This window comes from Pusillimonas sp. ANT_WB101 (assembly GCF_008369125.1).
Taxonomy (GTDB): Bacteria; Pseudomonadota; Gammaproteobacteria; order Burkholderiales; family Burkholderiaceae_B; genus Allopusillimonas.
Genome location: NZ_VOAY01000006.1, coordinates 25292 through 45499 on the forward strand (window position 1 = coordinate 25292; position 20208 = coordinate 45499).

20 protein-coding genes are annotated in these 20208 nt (G+C 56.3%); 5 read left to right on the forward strand and 15 right to left on the reverse strand.

The window, feature by feature from the left end; all coding sequences use genetic code 11:
• The first annotated feature begins 32 nt into the window (after positions 1-32).
• Both argA and FQ179_RS21055 read left to right on the forward strand, forming a co-directional pair.
• Complete coding sequence (gene argA, locus FQ179_RS21050; RefSeq protein WP_149399542.1) at positions 33-1391, forward strand: amino-acid N-acetyltransferase; 1359 nt, start codon at positions 33-35, stop codon at positions 1389-1391.
• A 91-nt stretch (positions 1392-1482) separates the two neighbouring features.
• A complete protein-coding gene (locus tag FQ179_RS21055; protein WP_149399544.1) occupies positions 1483-1764 on the forward strand; it encodes an oxidative damage protection protein in 282 nt (93 codons plus the stop codon).
• Between the two features lie 520 nt (positions 1765-2284).
• Here FQ179_RS21055 and phoU read toward each other — a convergent pair.
• The 12 genes from phoU to alr form a co-directional block, all read right to left on the reverse strand.
• Positions 2285-3010 (reverse strand): phosphate signaling complex protein PhoU, encoded by a 726-nt coding sequence (gene phoU / locus FQ179_RS21060; protein ID WP_149399546.1) that lies wholly within the window; start codon positions 3008-3010, stop codon positions 2285-2287.
• A 67-nt stretch (positions 3011-3077) separates the two neighbouring features.
• The gene (gene rpiA / locus FQ179_RS21065; protein ID WP_149399547.1) at positions 3078-3761 is read right to left on the reverse strand and encodes a ribose-5-phosphate isomerase RpiA; all 684 of its coding nucleotides are present in this window, start codon (positions 3759-3761) and stop codon (positions 3078-3080) included.
• 271 nt (positions 3762-4032) lie between these two features.
• Complete coding sequence (locus tag FQ179_RS21070) at positions 4033-4389, reverse strand: Spx/MgsR family RNA polymerase-binding regulatory protein (protein WP_149399549.1); 357 nt, start codon at positions 4387-4389, stop codon at positions 4033-4035.
• A gap of 9 nt (positions 4390-4398) precedes the next feature.
• Positions 4399-5205, reverse strand: coding sequence for an ABC transporter permease subunit (locus tag FQ179_RS21075; protein WP_149399551.1), 807 nt, complete (start codon positions 5203-5205; stop codon positions 4399-4401).
• A complete protein-coding gene (locus tag FQ179_RS21080; protein ID WP_149399553.1) occupies positions 5202-6119 on the reverse strand; it encodes an ABC transporter permease subunit in 918 nt (305 codons plus the stop codon). Before FQ179_RS21080 ends, FQ179_RS21075 begins: the two co-directional genes overlap by 4 nt.
• On the reverse strand, positions 6116-7243 hold the full coding sequence (locus tag FQ179_RS21085; protein ID WP_149399555.1) for an ABC transporter ATP-binding protein: 1128 nt from the start codon (positions 7241-7243) through the stop codon (positions 6116-6118). Before FQ179_RS21085 ends, FQ179_RS21080 begins: the two co-directional genes overlap by 4 nt.
• A gap of 5 nt (positions 7244-7248) precedes the next feature.
• A complete protein-coding gene (locus tag FQ179_RS21090; RefSeq protein WP_149399557.1) occupies positions 7249-8349 on the reverse strand; it encodes a polyamine ABC transporter substrate-binding protein in 1101 nt (366 codons plus the stop codon).
• Between the two features lie 57 nt (positions 8350-8406).
• The gene (locus FQ179_RS21095) at positions 8407-9147 is read right to left on the reverse strand and encodes a 3-deoxy-D-manno-octulosonic acid kinase (protein WP_255475095.1); all 741 of its coding nucleotides are present in this window, start codon (positions 9145-9147) and stop codon (positions 8407-8409) included.
• Positions 9148-9199: 52 nt separating this feature from the next.
• A complete protein-coding gene (locus tag FQ179_RS21100) occupies positions 9200-9976 on the reverse strand; it encodes a sulfite exporter TauE/SafE family protein (protein ID WP_149399559.1) in 777 nt (258 codons plus the stop codon).
• Positions 9977-9986: 10 nt separating this feature from the next.
• Entirely contained in the window at positions 9987-11348 is a 1362-nt protein-coding gene (radA, locus tag FQ179_RS21105; protein ID WP_149399561.1) for a DNA repair protein RadA, read from the reverse strand.
• A 28-nt stretch (positions 11349-11376) separates the two neighbouring features.
• Complete coding sequence (locus FQ179_RS21110; protein WP_149399563.1) at positions 11377-12093, reverse strand: SDR family oxidoreductase; 717 nt, start codon at positions 12091-12093, stop codon at positions 11377-11379.
• The gene (gene alr, locus FQ179_RS21115) at positions 12090-13232 is read right to left on the reverse strand and encodes an alanine racemase (protein ID WP_149399565.1); all 1143 of its coding nucleotides are present in this window, start codon (positions 13230-13232) and stop codon (positions 12090-12092) included. The genes FQ179_RS21110 and alr overlap by 4 nt, the downstream gene beginning before the upstream one ends.
• A 67-nt stretch (positions 13233-13299) precedes the next feature.
• Here alr and hpnC point away from each other — a divergent pair, with 67 nt between their 5' ends.
• From hpnC to hpnE, 3 genes are all read left to right on the forward strand, one after another.
• Entirely contained in the window at positions 13300-14286 is a 987-nt protein-coding gene (gene hpnC, locus FQ179_RS21120) for a squalene synthase HpnC (protein ID WP_149399567.1), read from the forward strand.
• 147 nt (positions 14287-14433) lie between these two features.
• Positions 14434-15297, forward strand: a complete 864-nt coding sequence (gene hpnD / locus FQ179_RS21125; RefSeq protein ID WP_149399569.1) for a presqualene diphosphate synthase HpnD — start codon at positions 14434-14436, stop codon at positions 15295-15297.
• A gap of 15 nt (positions 15298-15312) precedes the next feature.
• Entirely contained in the window at positions 15313-16722 is a 1410-nt protein-coding gene (hpnE, locus tag FQ179_RS21130) for a hydroxysqualene dehydroxylase HpnE (protein WP_149399571.1), read from the forward strand.
• Positions 16723-16732: 10 nt separating this feature from the next.
• Here the strand turns inward: hpnE and crcB are convergent, their stop codons facing one another.
• The 3 genes from crcB to FQ179_RS21145 all read right to left on the reverse strand — a co-directional run bounded on the left by crcB (position 16733) and on the right by FQ179_RS21145 (position 20061).
• Entirely contained in the window at positions 16733-17125 is a 393-nt protein-coding gene (crcB, locus tag FQ179_RS21135; protein WP_149399573.1) for a fluoride efflux transporter CrcB, read from the reverse strand.
• A 219-nt stretch (positions 17126-17344) separates the two neighbouring features.
• Entirely contained in the window at positions 17345-18760 is a 1416-nt protein-coding gene (gene thrC, locus FQ179_RS21140) for a threonine synthase (protein WP_149399575.1), read from the reverse strand.
• Complete coding sequence (locus FQ179_RS21145) at positions 18757-20061, reverse strand: homoserine dehydrogenase (RefSeq protein ID WP_149399577.1); 1305 nt, start codon at positions 20059-20061, stop codon at positions 18757-18759. The genes thrC and FQ179_RS21145 overlap by 4 nt, the downstream gene beginning before the upstream one ends.
• Between the last annotated feature and the right edge of the window lie 147 nt (positions 20062-20208).

A 20208-nucleotide genomic window follows, 5' to 3' on the forward strand; every position in this document is an offset into this window, starting at 1 on the left:
TCTACGCTTTATAAGGGAAAACACACCACGCCATGACCACTCTCGATGTCGACACCACGTTCTCCGCACAAGACGCCCCTGAATTCGCTCCCGCACAGTTTGTGCGCTGGTTTCGCGAGGTGGCGCCCTATGTGCACGATTTTCGCGGCAAGACGTTTGTCGTGGCCTTTGGCGGCGAACTTGTCAACGACGGTGCACTTAATGCACTGATACAAGACCTTTCACTGCTTTCGGCGCTTGGGGTCAAGCTGGTACTGGTGCATGGCTCACGCCCTCAGGTTAATGAGCAACTGCGCCTCAAAGGGTTTGACATGCAGTTTGGCCATAGTACCGAGCCTACCACCCCCGAAGCATTAGAGTGCGCCAAAGAAGCGGCGGGTGAAATAAGGCTTGATATTGAGGCGGCATTTAGCCAGGGCCTACCCAATACGCCCATGTCGCATGCACATATTAGGGTTATTTCGGGCAACTTTGTTACGGCGCGGCCCGTCGGCGTTATTAACGGCCTTGATTACCTGCACACCGGTGCCGTACGCAAAATGGACACCGACGCAATTAAAAGCGTGATCAACCAAAGTGCCATAGTACTGCTTTCACCGTTGGGCTTCTCGCCCACCGGTGATGCCTTCAACCTGGCCATGGAAGACCTGGCCACCAGCGCCGCCGTGGCGCTACGCGCTGAAAAGCTGATTTTCCTTACGCCCAACTGCATGGTACGCGATGGCGATGGTTCAGTCGACACCGAACTCACGCGCGAAGACGCAGACGCCTTGTTGGTCGCCGGCACGCTTGACCACGAAACGGCAAGCTTTCTTAGCTATGCCTCGCGCGCCGTAAAGCGGGGCGTAGCCCGCGCGCATCTGGTGCCTTATACACTTGATGGCAGCATACTGCTTGAAATCTTCACCCACGATGGCGTCGGCACCATGGTTGTCGAAGACACTCTTGACGATCTACGCGCAGCCAACATCGATGACATCGGTGCCATCGTACAGTTGATTGAACCGCTTGAAGAAGATGGCACGCTCGTGCCGCGCGGCCGTGGCGTTATTGAGCGCGATGTAGAAAAATTTACCGTGCTGGAACACGACGGCATTATCTACGCCTGCGTCGCACTTATGCCGTACCTGGACGAAAACATGGCCGAAATGGCCTGCCTTATCGTCCACCCAGAATGGCAAGGCAGTGGCGAAGGCGAAATACTGCTGCGTCACACTGAAGCCCGCGCGCGAGCCATGGGTGCGCGCCGTCTTTTTGTGCTCACCACCCGCACCTCGCACTGGTTCATAAAGCGTGGCTTTGTACGCGGAGGTGTTTCTGACCTGCCCCGCGAACGTCAGGCCCATTACAACCATTCGCGCAACAGCCTCATATTTATCAAAAAACTGTAGTGCGTTAGAGTGCCCCGCACAGCCTCATGTATCTGTTTGCACAGGTCGGTACAATGGCGTGGTCTGCAAATATTGAACTAAGGTTACTGTTATGGCACGTATGATTAATTGTGTAAAACTCAAGCGCGAAGCCGAGGGGCTCGATTACCCACCCTACCCCGGCGACCTGGGCGTACGCATTTGGCAAAGTATTTCGAAAGAGGCCTGGGCGCAATGGATGGCGACGCAAACGCGCCTGGTTAACGAAAACCGGCTTAATCTTGCCGACCCCGACGCGCGCAAGTTTCTTGGGCGACAAATGCAGGGCTTTTTGTTTGAAGATGCAGATGTCGAAGCACATGGCTATGTGCCACCGCCCGAGAGCGCATCGTAAGAATGAAGGCAACCAGGGTGAGGCGGCAATGGCGCGTTAGCCACCTCACCCTTGATTATTTTGATTTTCGAATGGCTTCGCGTCTAATTGCGTATAGACACAAGAAAAAATTGGCCACCATTACCACAGCAATAACTGCGGCTCGTAGGGCGGATTCTAGCAAGCTCATCTGCTGAAAATAGACGTTGCAGCCAAGCATAATAACTAGAACCAAGACGCCCAACGCACCCCCAGCCACGTAACGACATTTCAGTGATCTATTGGCATATTCACGAACCAAGAATGTGGTTATGACCGTCGGAAATACTAGCGCCAAGGCCGGAATGTACGTTGGGTCCATCATCAATCCTAAAATTGCTTAACACCCAAATTTTATAGATGATGATTCTCATTATTAATAACGTCAATTAGACTCCAGCCCAACATGGCGTATGTTTTGAAACGTCTTGACCACCGTATAGCGAAAAAGCCCGCGTGGCGAGCCGTTTAACTCGTCAAGCGGGCTAGATAACCAGCAACTTCAGATATTGTTTTCTTCTTCGGGCAACTCGCCACGTGCGGTGCGTTCGGTGTTTTTTACACCGGTGTGACGTACGTCGTCGCCCAACACCATGTAGATAACGCGCTCTGACATATTTTTGGCATGGTCGCCTATACGCTCAAGCGCCCGTGCTATAAAAATAAGGTCAATAGAACGGGAAATGGTGCGCGGATCTTCGATCATGTAGGTAATAATGTGCCGCAAAGAGCCCTTCCATTCTTTGTCGACCTCTTTGTCGTTGCGCACAACCTGCGCGGCCGCCACGGCATCCATGCGGGCAAAGGCGTCAAGCGCATCATGAATCATCTGGACCACAGAGTTGCCCATGTGACGCAACTCGACCACGGGCTCGTAGCCTGATTCAGCTTCGTGCAGACGACGGGCCATCTTGGCGATTTTTTCAGCTTCGTCGCCACAGCGTTCCATATCGGTAAGCATTTTTGAAACGCCCAGCAACAGACGAAGGTCGCTCGCCGTAGGCTGATTGCGGGCGATTAATTGGCCAATGCGCTCGTCAATGTCGACTTCAAGGCGATTGACCTGTTTTTCTCTTTCGCGCACTATGTCGACCAGGCTGAGATCGCCAGAAATAAGAGCTTCTATGCCATCTTTGACCATGGCCTCCACCAAGCCCCCCATCTGCAAGAACATTGATCGGGTGGTTTCGAGATCAGCATGAAATTGCTTATTTGTGTGTTCTAACATGACAGCCTCTGGTCATTACCGTGTAAATGAATCGAATGGCACAGCGTACATAAGTATTATGACGCAATTATGACGCAGCACGTTCTACCTGCCGAACACCTGCCTGCCCCGACACCAGAACCACGTCAGCGCCTGCCAGGGCGAACAGCCCACAACACACCACACCCGGTATGTTGTTAAGGTGGGCCTCAAGCCCAGCAGGGTCAGTGATGGTAAGGCCCGACACGTCGAGAATCTGACACCCATTGTCTGTTACGAAGCCTTCCCGCAACACGGGCTCGCCACCCAATGCTCGCAAACGGCGCGTTACCGACTCGCGCGCCATGGGAATAACCTCTATGGGTAATGGGAAGTGCCCCAGCGTCTGGACCTGTTTGGATTCGTCCACAATACACACAAAGCGCTGGGCCACCGAAGACACGATTTTTTCTCGCGTCAGGGCACCGCCCCCGCCTTTGATCATGCTTAGCCCGCCGTCGATTTCGTCTGCACCATCAACATACAGAGGCATGGCCTCTACCTGATTGAGATCGAATACCTCGATACCAAGCTGGCGCATTCGCGCTGAACTACGCTCAGAGCTGGATGCCGCGCCGCGGAAACGATCACGGTATGGGGCCAGCGCATCAATAAACAGATCAACCGTCGAACCAGTACCCACACCCAGCACGACATCAGGCATCAAAAATGGGAGGGTAAATTCAACGGCCGCCTGTGCGACGTTCTGTTTAAGTTGGGCCTGAGTCAGCATAAGGGGGATTCCGGGGGAAAGTTAAGTGCCCATGACATCGGGGCACGGAAGTGTTGGAGTGGCCTAAGCACCAAGGTTGGAACACTGGGGTTTGATACGTAGACCTGAGGTCGCGACCTGCACTCTGAAACCTGTAATTCGATTTACCTGTAAGTTGAAACCTGGGACGAGTGATCTGTAATATGAAGCCCGAGGTTGAAAAAACAGATTTAATAATATCCATCGTTTACGGCAGCGGATTCAGCTTAGAACCGGTTTATTCAGACCTGCCTTAGCCAAAACGCTCGGTATATTTTTTATCAGAAAACCCAACCTGTACACCACCTTGTGTATCTATGGTGACCGGCCGGCGAACGAGTGCAGGAAACTCGGCAATCAGTTCCAGCCATTGTTCGTCGGTGCTTGGTGTTTTACGTTCTGGCGGCAGATTACGCCAGGTCATGGACGCACGATTGACCAGTTTGGGCCAGCCTCCCAGCTCGTCTGCCCAGGCACGCAAGGTATCAGGCGCCAAAAGATGATCACGATAATCGGTAAATTCAAACGCCACACCATGCTCGGACAGCCATGCCGTGGCTTTGTGGCAGGTGCTGCAGTTCTTAAGGCCATAAAGGCGTACAGTATTCATATATTTCCTTTATTGCTTGCTGGCGCGGCCCCATTGAATGCGATTGGCAACAATGACACAAACTGCGACCACCAAAATGAACACTGTAGCCAGTGCATTGATTTCGGGTTTAAGGCCCAGTCGCACACGCGAAAACACTTCGATCGGCAACGTGGTGTAACCCGGCCCTGACAAAAATGACGCGATGACAACATCATCGAGCGATAGTGTAAAAGCAAGCAGCCAGGCCGCCAACAGCGCAGGCACAATCAACGGCACGGTGATGACGAAAAAGACTTTGAGCGGCGTCGCCCCCAGGTCGAGTGCTGCCTCTTCGAGCGAACGGTCAAGGTCACGTATACGCGACTGGATGATCACCGCCACATATGCCGTGCACAGCGTCAGGTGCCCGATCCATATCGTGAATACCCCATTGCCGTCGGGCCACCCCAGCAATTCGCTGACCTCGACAAACATGAGCAGCAGCGAGATGCCCAACACGACCTCAGGGATGACCAGCGGGGCACTTAGCATGCCAACGTACAAGGAAAAGCCGCGAAACCGCCCCATGCGAGCCAGCACATAGCCTGCCCAAGTACCGACGACGACCGCAGCCGTAGCAGTCAGCGAGGCGATAATAAGCGAGAGCCTGGCCGCACTCAGCAATGCCTCGTCATCAAGCAGTGCCGCATACCATTTAAACGAGAAGCCGCTCCATGACGTCATCATGGCAGAATCGTTAAACGAAAAAACCATGAGACAAAGAATCGGAATATACAAAAAGGCATAACCCACGGTGAGCACAACAGCCCTGAGCGCTGGATTGGGGCGTGTCATCGCGCCCCCCCTCGTTGTGCTTCAAACTGCCTGACCTGGGCATACTGAAACAATACCAACGGCACCAGCAACAACATGACCATCACGCAGGTCACGGCCGCCGCCATGGGCCAATCGGCGTTATTGAAGAACTCGTTCCACATAACCCGCCCCATCATGAGGGTATTGGCGCCCCCAAGCATTTCGGGAATCACGTACTCGCCTACTGTCGGAATAAAAACCAGCATGGCGCCGGCAATAACACCTGGCATAGACAAGGGCAGCGTTATGCTGACAAAGGCCCGCCATGGACGGGCCCCCAGATCATAAGCCGCCTCAAGCAGCCGGACATCGAGTTTGACCAGGTTGGCATAAAGCGGCAGGATAAAAAACGGCAGGTAGGCATAGACAAGGCCAATGTACACCGCTAGGTCAGTGCGGTAGATTTCCATGGGCGAATCAATAACACCCAGCCACAGCAAGAAATTATTGAGCAGGCCATCATTGCGCAATATGCCCACCCAGGCGTAAACACGCAGCAGCAATGATGTCCAGAAAGGCAAAATAACCCCAAGCAGCAAAATACTGCGCACAGACGCATTCGAGCGAGCAATGTAATACGCCATGGGGTAGCCAATGACCATGCAGCATGCAGTGGTAATGGCGGCCATTTTGACCGAGTTAAGGTAGGTCGCAAGGTACAGGCTGTCGGTGAACAGCAATATATACCCACGCAAGCTCAGGGCAATAGTGAGGACTTCATCGTGTAGCTCGGCCAGCGGCGTATAGGGTGGTACACCAAAACGCAGGTCGGCAAAACTAATCTTAAGTACCAGCAAAAATGGTACCAACAGCCACAGCGACAGCCAGGCGAACGGCGGCACAATCGCCAGCAATCGCCGGCCGGGCATGGGAGGCCAGGCGATTTTTTTCATGATGCCAATACCGTGGCGCTGTCGCTGGACCACGCGGCGTACACCTCGTCATCTAGCCCAGGAGCATCGGCCTGAGCCAGCAGCTGGCTCGGCACGCTTGCTTCAATGATTTGGCCTGAATCGAGCCGAATCTGGTACTGGGCATAGGCGCCCATCCAGGCCATGTGGCTGACCATGCCATGCGCCCAGTTTGATTCGATCACAGGCTGTTCACGCAATACACGCACATGCTCGGGCCTGACCGACACAAACACTTCCATGCCCAGGGGCTCACTGATACCGTGGTTGACATAGAGTGGGCGGGGCAGTGCACTACTTTCGATAACTACATGATCAGGCTCGTCAACAACAATGGTGCCGGTGAACAGATTGGTGGAGCCGATAAACCCGGCCACAAAACTGCTGGCCGGAAACGCATAGACGTCTTGAGGCGAACCGCACTGCACGATTTGGCCTTCTGTCATGACGGCCAGCCGGTCAGCCATGGTCATGGCTTCTTCCTGATCATGGGTAACCATAATGCACGTTACGCCGACCTGCTCAAGTATCTTTATGAGCTCAATTTGCGTTTTCTGGCGAATTTGCTTGTCGAGCGCTGACATGGGTTCATCGAGCAATAACAGCTTGGGCCGCTTTACCAGGCTACGCGCCAGCGCGACACGTTGTTGTTGACCACCCGAGAGCTGACTGGGCTTGCGCCGCGCGTAACCACCCATTTGCACGAGATCAAGCACCTCAAATACGCGCTCGTGGATTTCGTTGCGCGGCACGCCCTCTTGCTTGAGACCAAACGCCACATTGGCCTCAACCGTCATATGCGGAAACAGCGCATACGACTGAAACATCATGTTGACAGGCCTGCGGTGTGGCGGCAGGCTGGTGATATCTTCGTTGTCGAGGTAAATGCGACCGGAGGTAGCATCTTCGAAACCCGCCAGCATGCGCAGCAGGGTCGATTTGCCGCAACCTGAGCTGCCCAGCAAGGCGAATACCTCATGCCGTCGCACCGACAGGTTTACGGAGCGTACAGCCACTGTGTCGCCAAATATTTTGACCAGTTCTTCGATGCGCACAAACCCGTCCGCATCGCCGGACCACGACGACGTCTGTCGCAAATCAGACATGATGTTTAACGCCCTGACTTTAACTCAGCCCACATCCGTGTCTGCAGACGCTGCATCTTCAGTGGCTGCGGTTTGATCACAAAAAGGGTTTTGGCAACCTCAGGAGTCGGGTAAATCATGGGGTTATCAGCCACTTCTTTGATCACATACTTGCGCGCCTCTTTGTTGGCATTGGGATAAAACATGGTGTTGGTAATGGCGGCATGCACCTCAGGGGTTTCAATGTAATTGATGAACGCATGGGCTTCGTCGACATGCGCTGCACCTTTGGGTATGGCCATGGTGTCAAACCACACCGGCGCCCCACCCTCTGGAATGTAGTAATCAATGGTGTAGGCTTTTTTGGCCTCACGTGCGCGGTGAGCCGCTATCATGACGTCGCCTGAATACCCATAGACCATGCACAGATCACCCGCAGCCAGCTCATCAATATAGCCAGAAGAGCTGAACTGACGCACATAGGGCCGAATAGACTTAAGCAGATCAAACGCCGCCTTGTAATCATCAGGGTTGCTGCTGTTGGGATCTTTACCCAGGTAGTGCAGTGCAGCAGGCAAGATCTGTGCGGCTTCGTCAAGTATGGATATGCCGCAGCCCTTAAGCTTTGCGGCATTTTCGGGCTTGAACAACATATCCCAGCTATTGAGTGGCGCGTTATCACCGAAGATTTCCTTCACCTTGGTGACGTTGTAACCCAGCCCATTGGTACCATAGCCCCAGGGGACCAAATACTGATTGCCCGGATCGACGCTGGCGACGACGTCCATGATCGCCTGATCAAGGTATTTAAGGTTGGGTAGTTTTGTTTTATCGAGTTTCTGGAACAAACCGCCCTCGATCTGGCGTGCGGCGTAATTGGTAGACGGCACAACAACGTCATAACCCGATTTGCCGGTAAGCAGCTTGGCCTGAAGGGTATCGTTGCTGTCATAGACGTCGTAGCGCGCCTTAATGCCGGTTGCTTTTTCAAACCCCGATATGGTGTCGGGCGCGGTGTATTCGGCCCAGTTGTACACGTTGACGATGCGTTCTTGCGACCAGGCCGTCGACATCGTCGATACCAGTGCAACACCTACGAGCAGCTTTGTTGTCACGCTGAATTTCATTGCAAGCCTCCCCAAGACCACAGAAACCCAAAAGGCGAGATGATAAAGCTTTTTTGCCTATGGGTGTTGCGTTAACCCATCAAGCTGGCCATAGACACGATTAAGCTCGTCCCACCACACCATGCCACGCTCACCAGCCACCTTCACCAGCGACCTGCGCAGACGCAACAAATTACCACGTCTGCGCTCGGGCGACAGCAAAGGCCGGACGCGGCCCTTGTCAAAATCAATAAGCCAGGCCTTGCCAGACTCATCGAGCAGAACGTTGTAAGCATTGAGATCAGCGTGCCAGACGCCTGCATGATGAATGGCACAAATGGCCGCCGCCACTGCCGCATGATGCCCTTGATCGAGCACATTGGCCAGCGGCTTTACATCAGGAATGCGGGCGACCAGAATGGCCGCGCGATATGTCAGGCCATTGCGCCACCAGGCGGCCGCTACGGGGCGAGGAACCGGCAAGCCCTGCCCATACATAAAGCGCAGCAGATTAAATTCAGCAAACGAACGCGTTGCATTCTTGCCAGCCCAGACGTAATGACGCTGGCTCAGCCGTGCCATCAAGCCTCCGCGGCGATAGTGGCGCAACACGCCCTCACCAAATTGCCCCTGCACAAACCATGCTGCCCGTCGCCCGCCCTCACTGACTTCCTGAGCATGATTGCGCGTATCCGTTGCATCAAAAAGATAGGCTCCGGGCTCAAATACCAGCTCGGGATCAAACCTCATGAGGCCGCCTGGAATCCGGCACTCTTGTGCCTCGGGTGCCCGCATGTTGACCGACGACAAACGGGTCATGGGGTCTCCGGATAAAAAATGGGCACATAAGACAGAAAAATAATCATGGAGGCTATACCTTCAGCAAGAGCAGACCCATGATAACAACGAGCATGCAGGCAAATATCAACTTAAGTCGAGGTTCTGGCAGCGCATAGGCAAGGCGTACACCATAGGGCACGCACAGCAGGCTACCCATAGCCATGGGCACGCCCACCAGCCAGTCTGCCTGACCATGAGACGCGTAGGTAATAAGTGCAACAAACGTACCCGGGATGATCATGGTGAGCGCAAGCGCCTGCGCCCCTGTCTGGCTAAGCCTGAACACCGTGGTAAGAATAGGCACTACCAGTACCGAGCCACCTACACCGAATACGCCCCCCGCCAGCCCAGCCAATACGCCGACCAGGGCAAACCAGGCTCGGTTGAACTCGCCTGGCTGTCGACGTGGCGTAACAGAATGAGAGGCCCTCATCCCGCGGACACCCTGGATAAAGTAGAAAATGGCAATAGCCAGCACAAATGAGGCGTATATTGTGCGCAGCACGCTAGAGTCAAGCCCTAGCGCAATTCTTGCCCCCAAATACGTGAACACAATCGAACCTGCGGCACCGGCACCCGCCGCACGAAAATCAATGCGTGCATTCTGGTTATATTTGCGTACGGTAAGCAGTACGGCGGGCAGCACCATGATTAATGCAGTGCCCTGTGCCTGCTGCTGATCCATACCTAAAATGAGCCCAAGCAACGGGATGGCCAGCAGGCCGCCACCAATACCCAGCACCCCGCCAGTAAATCCGATTAAAGCGCCAGATGCCAGAGCGCCTACAGCCAGCCAATACCACGTCAAACTGTACTCCTCATGTTGCTTCCTTCACCCTGGCAATGGCGGCATCAATGCGATCGACAGCCCAGATTTCCAGACCTTCTATAGGCTGCCGGGGTGCATTGGCTTTGGGAACAAGTGCCAGCCCGAAGCCCAGCTTGGCAGCTTCACGCAACCTTTCCTGACCACGCGGCGCCGGTCGAATTTCGCCGGCCAGCCCGATCTCACCAAAGACGATTAACCCCTTGGGCAGTGGCTTATTGGTGAGCGAAGACATAATGGCCAGCAGAACGGGCAGGTCTGCCGCAGGTTCGGTAATTTTGACGCCCCCTACCGCATTGACGAAGACGTCTTGATCGTAGGTGACGACACCAGCATGACGATGCAGGACAGCCAGCAACATAGCCAGACGCGTGCCTTCAAGGCCCACTGACAACCGACGGGGGTTGGGCACATGTGCCGTGTCAACCAGGGCCTGGATCTCGACCAGCAGCGGGCGTGTGCCTTCCTGGGTTGCCATGACGCAGGAGCCTGGTACGTTCTGCTCGTGTTGAGAAAGAAACAACGCAGACGGGTTGGACACCCCGCGCAAGCCACGGTCGGTCATGGCGAAAACGCCTAGCTCATTGACAGCACCAAACCGGTTTTTAAATGCTCTGACCAGCCTGAACGACGAATGCGTGTCGCCCTCAAAGTACAGCACCGTGTCAACGATATGTTCGAGCACACGTGGCCCGGCAAGCGAGCCGTCTTTTGTAACGTGCCCAATAAGAACGATCGTGGTGCCGGTCTGCTTGGCCAGACGGGTAAGCTGGGCTGCGCATTCGCGCACCTGCGACACGGAGCCGGGTGCAGCACTTAGCTCACTGGAGTACAGCGTTTGTATCGAGTCAATGACGGCCACACTGGGCTGTTGCTCGGCAAGCGCTGCAGTGATGGCCTCAAGCCGGATCTCAGCCAGCAGATTGACGTCACTGGTAGCGAGGTCAAGTCGCCGAGCGCGCAAAGCCACCTGCTCGGCAGACTCTTCGCCCGTTACGTACAAAACCTTGACGCTCCGTGACAGCGACACCAGCGCTTGCAGCAATAACGTTGACTTCCCTATACCGGGGTCGCCGCCAATGAGCACAACAGCGCCGGGCACCAGCCCGCCACCGAGCACACGGTCAAACTCTGATATGCCGGACGGTTGCCGTGGCAACTCGCGCGCTTCGATATCCGATAGTTTGCGCACCGGGCTGGCGCCAGCCAGCGGTGCATAGCGATGCGGTGCGCCACCGTGATCGCGGGTTTCTTGTAAGGTATTCCAAGCGCCGCAATGCGGACACTTTCCTTCCCATTTGGGGCACACGCCCCCGCACTCGCTGCAGACGAACGATGTTTTTGCTTTTGCCATGTGTGCAGTTTAACCGCCCTGCAACACGCTATCGACCCGCAATGCTGCCACCACCGTCTACACCGAGCTCTTGACCAGTGATGTAGCCTGCATCATCGCTCAAAAGAAAAGATACGGCGGCCGCCACATCGGCGGGGGTGCCAAGCCGGGCCATAGGAATGGAAGCCAGTGAACGTTTCTCGGCATCACTGCCCTCGGGGTGATTGACCCGAAACAGTTCAGTTTCGACCGGGCCAGGCGACACCGCATTAACGGTGATGCCGAAAGGTGCAAGCTCAAGCGCCCAGGTTCGCGTGCAACCAATTAATGCGCTTTTGGCGGCAGAATAGCTGGTGCGGTCTCTGCTGCCATGTGTCACCCGGCTGCAAATATTGACGATACGGCCATTTTTTCGTGACTTCATGGCTGGCACAAATGCCTGGGTAACCTGAACCGCAACCCGCACGTTAAGGTCTAGCACCTGATACAGCGAGGCCAGGTCTATCTCACCGAGCGGTTCAGGCTTGACCAGGCCAACATTATTGACCACCCCATCAACCGGGTATTTTTCACGTATGACGCGCAGCATGTCTTCGGTCTCGCCGGCGTTGGCCAGATCACACGAATACAGATAGCCAGGGAAGTCAATATCTTGCGTATTCCTGGCCAACCCTACGACATGACAGCCCATATCGGCCAACCGACGACTGATCGCCCAACCTATGCCTTTTGTGGCACCCGTTACCAGAACACATTTGTCTTTCATGTTTGTTTCTCCTCAAGAATGACTTTCGGCACTCGGGGTGCCACCGCACACATTAATTCATAGCCAATGGTTCCGGCAGCCGTGGCTACCTCATCGATTGAAGGCCCCCCCTCACCCCAAAGCACGACAGGCGCGCCAACCTGTGCGTGGAGCACGGGGTCAAGATCGACAGCCAGCATGTCCATCGATACCCGACCAAGCAGGCGTGTACGCACCCCGTCTACCGTGACGGGCGTGCCGGTTACTGCATGCCGTGGATAACCGTCTGCATAGCCACATGCCACGATGCCTATTCGAGTATTTTTGCTTGCAATAAAAACATGCCCGTAGCCGACACCCGCACCGGCGGCGACAGTGCGCACGCTAATAAGGCGCGACGCCAGCGTCATGGCGGGGCGCAGGCCTAGCTGTGCTGCAGACCTGTCGGCAAAAGGCGATGCGCCATAAAGACAGATGCCAGGACGCACCCATTGCCCGTCATCGCCACCAACGCCAGCCCACAACCCAGGCGTGAGCGTGGCGGCTGAATTGCAGACGCTGACGGCGCCAGGCAGGCCTTGCGTGGCCTGACGAAACACATCAAGCTGCTGTCGCGTCACCTGTGCATCGTCGTCAGCGCGGGCAAAGTGTGTCATCTTGCCCACACTGGCCAGCAGGCCACGGTCTACAAAGCCCATGGCCCTGGCATAGGCATCGCGAAAACGGGCCGGTGAAAAGCCCAGGCGACTCATGCCGCTATCGAGCTTAATGAACGCGTCAATGGGTTTGGACAACCGGGCCGCATTTAGCATGTCCAGTTGTTCGGCGGTGTGTATCGTGGTGGTCAGGCGGTATTCATCCAGCACAGCCAGATCACGCGGCTCGAAAAAACCTTCGAGCAGCAAGATGGGGCCGGTCCAGCCGAGCTGTCGACACTGCACAGCCTCTTCAAGATCAAGCATGGCCAGGCCGTCGGCCCGGTTAAAGGCGCGCACAGCCGGCTCAATACCATGCCCATAACCACGGGCCTTGATGACAGCCCAAACGCGCGGAGTCACGCTGCCAGCGGGAACGGCTGGACGGCCCATTTGCGCCGTCACTGTCTTCAGGTTGTGGATCAGAGACGGTACCGAAATGGTGGCCGAAATGGGGCGAGGCATTGTTTCTCCGTGTTGCACAGCCGCCAGGACAAAGTAGTAGGTCGATACTGCCTTATACTCGGCGCCTATGGCTGTTGATCATTATGAAAACTTCCCGGTTGCATCGTTGCTCTTGCCGCGACGCCTGCGCACGCCGGTTAAAAACCTATACCGTTTTGCACGTAGTGCAGATGATATCGCTGATGAGGGCGACGCGCAGCCTTCACAACGCCTGGCGCTGCTGGGGAGCTACCGCGATGCCCTGCAGCAGATAGGCCAGGGTCGCCTCCAGCTTGCGCCTGACGACCCTCGCCATGCGGTATTCGAACCACTGGCGCAGACCATACGCCAGCACGCCCTGCCCTTGCAACCGTTTTTTGACCTACTGTCTGCGTTTGAACAAGATGTCATTACAACCCGGTATGACAACGATGTAGCGCTGTTCGATTATTGCCGACGCTCGGCCAACCCGGTGGGCCACCTTATGTTGCATCTTTACGAGGCAGCAACCCGCGACAATCTGGCACACTCTGACGCCATATGCACAGGCCTACAATTGACCAATTTTTGGCAGGATGTTGCCATAGACTGGGGCAAAGAGCGGGTTTACCTACCACTTGCCAGACTGAAACAGCACGGGCTTGGTACAGACTACATTCAGGCCCGCTGCCTGTCGGCACTGCATACGCCCTCCACCAATGCGTCAGGCTTACCCGAAAACAGCCACCCGTCTTACGCACCCATAGACGCTGCCCTGCAGCCCCAGCCACCTCTGGAAGCGACCACCAGCGCTCATGGCCCGTTAGTGGGCGCGCAGCAGTCCACTACCCGAGCAGATCATGCTTGGCAAGCCTTGATGCGGGCTCAGGTGGCGCAAGCGCGCGAGCAACTGCTGTCTGGCCTGCCGTTGGCACACCGGCTTCCCGGGCGCATTGGCTTTGAACTAAAACTGGTCGTACAGGGGGGGCTTCGTATCCTTGAGCGCCTCGACCAATTACACTATGACATATTCACCCATCGCCCAACGCTCAAAAAACGCGACTGGGCGCTGATGGTCTGGCGCGCGTGGCGCTGAGTTACGGCAGAACGCACTCTCACCAACCATGGACTAAAACTCATGGTATTTGGAGGGCCTCTCGCCTTCAACGCCGCAACGCCGCTGACCAGCATTGCCATATCACCCGGGCCGGCCACTCTTTTACCTATATCGACCACATCACCAATGAGTCCTGACGAATATTGCCAGAATAAGGCCGCGCAGAGCGGGTCCAGTTTTTACTACTCTTTTCTGTTCCTTCCTCCCGAACGGCGCAAAGCCATTACCGCGCTTTATGCCTTCTGCCGAGAGGTCGACGACGTGGTCGATGAGTGCACTGACCCTTCGGTGGCGCGCATGAAGCTGGCGTGGTGGCGAGGCCAGATCGAACAGATGTTCAAGGGGCATACCGAGCACCCGGTCATGCAGGCGCTGGCACCACATGTCCAGGCTTTTGACATTACAGAGAAAAGACTGGATGCAGTGGTGGACGGCATGGAAATGGATCTTTACCACGACAACTACCCTGATTGGCCCGGTCTTGAAAAATACTGCTGGCACGCCGCCGGCGTGGTGGGTGAGATGTCGGCAGGTATTTTTGGCTATAAACGCCCCGAAACACTGGTCTACGCGGCAAAACTCGGCCTTGCGTTCCAGCTGACCAACATCATCCGCGATGTGGGCGATGATGCACGACGCGAGCGCATCTACCTGCCTCTGGAAGACCTAGCGCGCTTTAATGTCACCGTAGACGAAATTCTTGACCGCCAATACTCTGACCGTTTTGTCGCCTTAATGAAGTTTGAAACCGAGCGCGCACGTCAGTGCTACCGCGAGGCCATGTTGGCATTGCCGGAAGAAGACCGCCGTGCCCAGCGCCCGGGGCTACTGATGGCAGCCATTTACCACACGCTGCTGGATGAAATCGAGCGCGACAACTGGCAGGTACTGGATCAGCGCATTTCGCTCACGCCTATACGCAAGTTCTGGCTAGCCTGGAAAACCTGGGTATCGGGCGGACGGGGGCTAACCCGGCGCCTAAGCCATTAACATGGCCCTGCACGTATGCGCATAGCCGTGATCGGCGCGGGGTGGGCAGGGCTGGCGGCCGCTGTGCGTGCGAAGCAACTGGGGCACACCGCAGACGTATTCGAAGCAGGCCAGGTGCCTGGCGGCAGAGCCCGTCGCGTTTGGTCGCGAGCACTGGGTGCACACATTGACAACGGCCAGCACATTTTGCTGGCAGCCTACACCGAAACACTTGCGCTGATGCGCGAACTCAGGCTTGATCCCGAAGCACTGTTTTATCGCGAGCGCCTCACCCTGCAAAGCGCAGACGGCCATTTTTCACTTAGCTCGTTGCCTTTACCCGCCCCTTTCAATTTGCTGGGTGGCGTTTTGCTGGCCCGGGGCCTTGCCCCTGCCGAAAAGCTTCGCCTTATCGCCCTGTGCGCACGATTGCGCCAGCGCAACTGGCTCACTACACCTGGCCTGACCGTAGCCCAATGGTTGGCCCAGGGAGCTCAAAGCCCGCGCGTTGTGCAGGCCTTCTGGCGCCCTCTGTGTGTAGCCGCCCTGAACACGCCACCCGATGAGGCCTGTGCACAGTTGTTTGCCAATGTACTGCGAGACAGCGTAGGCGGGAGCACCGCCGCTTCGGGGGTATTGATCCCGCGCACTGATCTTTCACGGTTATGGCCAGAACGGGCGGCACAGTATCTGGAATTTGCTGAAGATTCGGGCGAGCATATTGAACATTACCCGCCCAGCCGTCTAAAACTGGGGCATACGGTCAAGCGGCTGTACGCCAGTACAGCCGGCGTAGAAGTGGACGGGGTTAGCTATGACGCAGCTATTGTCGCTACCAATACTCCGTCGGCTCATCGCCTACTAAGTCAGCTTACGCCAGCTACAGGCTCCGCTCAGTACCTTGAAGCCTTGAGTCGCTTTGATTTTATTCCGATCGCCACGATTACCTTTCAGGTCGAGCAAGCCTGGCAACTGCCCCACCCCATGATGCTGCTGCGCGAAGACCCTGGGCAACTTGAATTTGGTCAGTGGCTGTTTGACCGCAGCATGTATGCCCGCCAAGCCGGCGCAACACCAGCGAACGGCAACGCAGAAGATACTGCACCCGCGCTGCTGCATGTCGTCATTAGCGATGCACGCGCCATGATGGCCCATGCGCAGGAGGATGTTGTATCGGCTGTCGCCCGACAAGTGCAGATGCAGGCAAACAAATCAGGCACCAGGGCGCCGATTTGCGGCCACCATGTCATTGTGGAGAAACGTGCGACGTTTGCCGCGAGACCCGGGCTGATACGTCCATCGAACTTAAGCCCCTGGCCTCGCATTGCGGTGGCCGGTGACTGGACTGACACCGGCTACCCCGGCGTTCTTGAAGGTGCTGTACGCAGTGGTCGCCAAGCCGCCGACAGCCTGTCGAAACAACTCGGTGAGCTTGCTCTACCCTGACTCGAAAAGCCTAGCTGCCCAGACCCAGCCATCGCACAGTGGCATATCCCAGCGCAGTCAACACCAGACTGCCAAGCAGGCTCAGGCCTGCATACCCCAGCCCCATGAGCACATACCCACGCTCAAGCATGCCCATGGTCTCGGCCGAAAACGTCGAGAAGGTGGTCAGCCCGCCTAAAAACCCCGTGACTAGCCCCAGACGCACCCACACTGGCACCTCTGGGTACAACGACAGCACACCCAGCGCCAGCCCAATGAGATAGCCGCCGCCCATATTGGCAGCCAGCGTGCCCCAGGGCAGGGTCGACCCCTGATGCGTCAGCCATAGCCCAAGCAACCAACGCAACATCGCGCCCAGCGCCGCACCCACACCTATCGCCAGAAAATTACCTGCCGTCAGCATGGCACTAAACACCTGGCTGATGCCACCCGTTTAGCGTCAGGGCTGGGCTCGAACACGCCCATGCGCCAACACGGTGACGCGACGCCTGCAGGGTAATCAGGCTCAGACCGCACCCGATGTGTGCCCGATAGATGAACAAGCATCGTCCGTACTGGGCACATGCTGGTCATGTATGCGAAATCAATCGGTGCCGGATGCATGCTCGACATGTAATCAGGCTCAGTTTGTACCTGACGCGTGCTGAATAATATAGTCGCGCACAAGCTCAAGCTTGCAGTCCATGACGGCAACCCGCTGTGGCAGCTGCGAGAGATTTTGCAGGTGTGCAGGCAGGGGCGCCGGCTTACCAGTGGCCTCGAGTATGGTCTCGCCAAATTTAGCCGGCAAGGCGGTCTCTAGTACCAGCATGGGAATGCCCTCTTCGACAAATGACGCGCCCACTTTAATGCCGTCGGCTGTGTGCGGGTCAACGAGCAGGCCAGTTTCTTTTTGCACCTCACGTATCGTGTGCAGCCGGTCGGCGTGCGTGCTAACCCCTGCGACAAAGCCATAGCGCGACTCGAACAGCGGCTTGAGCTCGCTGAGATCAAAGTAACCGTCGCGCGCCAATGCCTGCCAGCAGGCATTAACCCGCGCGGCATCCTGGTCGAGCAAGTCAAAGACAAAGCGCTCAAAGTTGGACGCGCGTGAAATATCCATAGACGGGCTTGAGGTGGCATGCGTTTCTGCTGCCGGGCGCGGTCGGTAAATACCTGTGCGGAAAAACTCTTCGAGCACATTGTTTTCGTTGGTAGCCAGCACCAGGCGACGTACTGGCAGGCCCATCTGACGTGCAATATGCCCGGCAAGAATATTACCGAAGTTACCGGAAGGAACGGCGAAGGATACCTGCTGACCAGGCTGGCTAGTTGCGCGCAGCCAGCCCCAGAAGTAATACACGACCTGGGCAGCAATGCGAGCCCAGTTAATGGAGTTGACGGCGCCAATGTGATAGCGCGCCTTGAAGTCGAGGTCGCCGGCAAGCGCCTTAACGATATCTTGGCATTCATCAAATACGCCGTTTAAGGCAATGTTATGAATATTGGCGTCTTGCAGCGTGTACATTTGGGCACGCTGAAAATCGCTCATACGCCCCTGGGGCGACAGCATAAACACCGTGACACCGCGTTTGCCGCGCAAGGCATACTCGGCGGCCGAACCCGTATCACCCGATGTGGCACCCAGGATATTAATGCAGGCGTCACGCTTGCTCAGCACGTACTCGAACGCCTGCCCCAGAAACTGCATGGCCATATCTTTAAAAGCCAGCGTAGGCCCTTCAGAAAGCCCCAACAGTTGCATGCCGTGATTGAGCGGTTTAAGTGGAACAATGGCCTCGCTACCGAACACATCGGCCCGATAGGCGGCGTGCGTCAATCGGTTTAAATCAGCGTGAGGGATGTCATCAATGAACACGCTGAGAATTTGCGTGGCCAACTGCGCATACGTAAGGCCGCGCCACGATGCCAGTGTTTCGGCATCAATGCGTGGAAGGCTTTCAGGTATAGCCAGCCCGCCATCGGGCGCCAGGCCTTCCAGCAGGATGTCGGAAAAAGGCATGGGCGTCATGCCGCCACGGGTTGAACGGTATTTCATAGCAGACTCTCGACCCGCAACCGGGTTACCCCAGAATGAACAAAAGGAAGGCCAGCAATGCGCTGCAGGGCACTGTCAATGTCGCCCTCACGCGCCTGGTGTGTAAGAAAGATAATTTCGGCCTCGTTGTCACCATAAGGCTCCTGGAACATGGAACCTATGGAGATACCCACGTCGGCGAGCAGACGTGCGATGTCGGCAAGCACACCAGGACGGTCTTGCACACGCAGGCGCAAGTAATACGAGGAGACAACGTCGGCCATCTCGAGCACCGGGGTGTCATCCATGGCGTCATGCTGAAAGGCCAGGTAAGGCACTCGATGGCCTGGATCAGCCGCCTGCAGACGCGTAACGTCAACCAGGTCGGCGATTACCGCCGAGGCCGTGGGCATATCGCCTGCACCCTGCCCGTAATACAGCGTAGGGCCGACCACGTCACCGCGCACCAGCACCGCATTCATGGCGCCCTGCACACTGGCCAGCATAGAATCGGCAGGGACCAGTGTGGGATGCACACGCAGTTCTATGCCCTCGGGGCGACGACGTGTAATGCCCAACAGCTTCACCCTGTACCCCAGACGCTCGGCATGCGCCAGGTCTTCTTGGGCGAGGTTGGTGATGCCTTCTGTATACGCCTTTTCAAACTGCACCGGTATGCCAAAGGCCAGTGATGCCAGCAGCGACAGCTTGTGCGCGGCGTCTATGCCTTCGATATCAAATGTGGGATCGGCCTCGGCATAACCCAGGCGCTGGGCGTCTGCCAGCGCCTCATCAAACGACTGGCCTTGCGCCAGCATTTGCGTAAGAATAAAGTTGGTGGTGCCATTGATAATGCCAGCCACCCACTCTATACGATTTGCGGTAAGGCCCTCGCGTATAGCCTTGACAATGGGGATGCCACCCGCCACGGCCGCCTCAAAGGTAACCATGACACCACGGTCGCGAGCCGCCTGGAAGATCTCGTTGCCATGCTCAGCCAGCAAAGCCTTATTGGCTGTGACCACGTGTTTGCCCTGGGCGATGGCTTCCATGATGAGTTCGCGTGCCAGGGTGTCGCCGCCTATAAGCTCGACCACAATGTCTATGTCAGGATCGCGAACAACCAGCATCGGGTCATCAACAATTTTCAAGGAGTCGCCAACCAGACGCCTGGCCTTGTCGACATCACGCACTGCCGCAACCGAGACTTCAATGCAGCGGCCAGCACGGCGGGCGATCTCTTCTGCATTTGTATTAAGAACTTTCCAGACACCGCCTCCAACGACGCCCAGTCCCAGCAGACCAACTTTTATGGAGCTCATTTAGCTATACCATCCTTGCGGAACATGTCCTTGATGCCGCGCACCGCCTGGCGTGTGCGCTGTTCGTTTTCGATAAGGGCCCTACAAGCCTTATAAACAAAGGGTTTCAGGATTGCAGGGCGGCAAATAAATGGGCTTGGTACAGCA